At 72.3% G+C, this 2,016-nt stretch carries 2 protein-coding genes; both read right to left on the reverse strand.

From position 1 onward, the window contains the following. Window positions 1-1,867, reverse strand: a 1,867-nt coding sequence (locus QR78_RS31585; RefSeq protein WP_048431601.1) for a membrane protein, incomplete at its 3' end; no start/stop codon positions are given. A gap of 28 nt (window positions 1,868-1,895) precedes the next feature. Next, a partial coding sequence (locus QR78_RS36775; RefSeq protein WP_162234111.1) for a DUF4159 domain-containing protein occupies window positions 1,896-2,016 on the reverse strand: 121 nt, incomplete at its 5' end.

Consider the following 2,016-nt stretch of genomic DNA (forward strand, 5'->3'; position numbering starts at 1 on the left):
ACGTATTCAGCGACACCGAGCCGCCGGTGGCCTCGGCGAGGGGACGCAGGCGCTCGGTGTCGCTGAATACGTCGACCAGTTCGCGCGGGTTGGCCGGCCCGACGCTGACGAAAGCCACGAGGTTGCCGGAGCGCAGGGTGTGCAGCCCCAGTTCCTCGGCCTCGAAGGCGGCGGCGAACAGGCCCGGCTTGTCGGGGTTCAGCGTCAGGGTGCGGGTCTTGCCGCTCGGCGCCGTCACGGTGACGGGCTCGGCGGTGTCGCCCATGGTCTGCCGCTCGACCCGGACCTCGCGGCCGTGGCCCGTGGTGGCGGCGCGCAGCGCCTCCTCCTCGAGCGCCGGCTCCTTCATCAGCCAGTGGCCGAGGCGGCGCAGCAGGTCGAGATGCGGCCCGCCGCCCTCGTAGCCCCGGGCCCACAGCCAGGCATGGTCGGAGAGCAGGAGCGCCACCCGGCCCTTCTCCTCGCGCGACAGCGCGAGCAGCGGCAGCGAATCGGCCCCGGACAGGATCGGGGTCACGCCCGGTCGGACCTCGGCGCCGATGAGCCGCAGCCAGTCGCCCCAGGCCGGGGGCGAGGCCTCGGAACCCGGCAGGTCGCGGGTGACCGGGTGGCGCTGGCCGCTATTGGTCAGCGCCGCCTTGTAGGCCCGCTCGACCACGCGTCCGTTCGGCTCGCCCGGCAGAATCGCGGCGAGCCGCGTCCGGGCGAGGCTGGCGGCGGAGGCGAATTCGGGGCCGGCCGCGATCAGGAGCGCCCCGCCCTCGCGCACGTAGCGCACGATGTTGTCGAAGTAGCTCGACGGCAGCACGCTCTGGTTGGCGTAGCGGTCGAAGACGATGAGGTCGAAATCCTTGATCTTCTGCTGAAACAGCTCGCGGGTCGGGAAGGCGATCAGCGACAGTTCGGAGATCGGCGTGCCGTCCTGCTTCTCGGGCGGACGCAGGATGGTGAAATGGACGAGATCGACGTTGGCGTCGGACTTGAGCAGGTTGCGCCAGGTCCGCTCGCCGGCATGCGGCTCGCCGGAGACGAGCAGCACCCGGAGCTTTTCGCGGATGCCCTCGATCGGCAGCACCGCGCGGTTGTTGGCGGCGGTCAATTCGCCCGGCAGCGCCTCGGCCTCGATCTCGACGACGTTGGGCCCGCCATGCTCGACCCGCAGCGTCAGGTTGAAGGGCTGGCCGGTGCGGACCGACTGGCGCACCACCTCCTCGCCGTCGCGGCGGACGGTCACGACGGCCGAGCCGGTGCCGCCGCGCTCCATCACCTCGGCCCGGATGGTCTGGTCGCGCCCGACGATGCCGAAGCGGGGCGCCTCGATCAGGCGGATCTGCCGGTCGCGCTCGTCGGGCCGGCCGGTGACCAGGACGTGGAGCGGCGCCTTGAAGCTCGCGGCCGCGAGGCTCGCCGGGATGTCGTGCACGACGCCGTCCGTCAGCATCACCACGCCGGCGAGGCGATCGGGCGGCACGTCGGCGAGCGCGCTCGAGAGCGCCGTGAACAGCCGGGTGCCCTCGTCGCCGCCGGCTTCCGGCACCTCGACGAAGCGCGGCTCGATCTCGGTCAGGGTGCCCAGGCGCCGCTGCAGCTCGGCCTTGACCTTCTCGGTCATCGCCGGGCGGTCGCCCAGACCCTGCGAGCCCGAGCGGTCGACCACCACGGCGACGATGTCCTTGACCGGCTCGCGCTCCTCCTGGACCAGCGAGGGATTGGCCAGCGCCAGCAGCACCAGGGCGAGGACGAGGACGCGCAGCAGCGCCACCGGCCCGCGGGCGAGGAACGCCACCACGGCCAGGATCGCGGCGAGCCCGCCCAAGGCCCAGAGGACGGGGATGGGGACGAGCGGGGCGAGGCTGAGGCTCAGCATGAACGATACCGTTGGGTGATGCGACGCCTCACTGCCCCAGCCGCTCCAGCAAAGCCGGAACGTGGACCTGGTCGGCCTTGTAGTTGCCGGTGAGCGCGTACATCACGAGGTTGACGCCGCCGCGGAACGCCATCTCGCGCTGGCGCGGG

It is taken from the genome of Methylobacterium indicum, from assembly GCF_001043895.1.
GTDB classification, from domain to species: Bacteria; Pseudomonadota; Alphaproteobacteria; order Rhizobiales; family Beijerinckiaceae; genus Methylobacterium; species Methylobacterium indicum.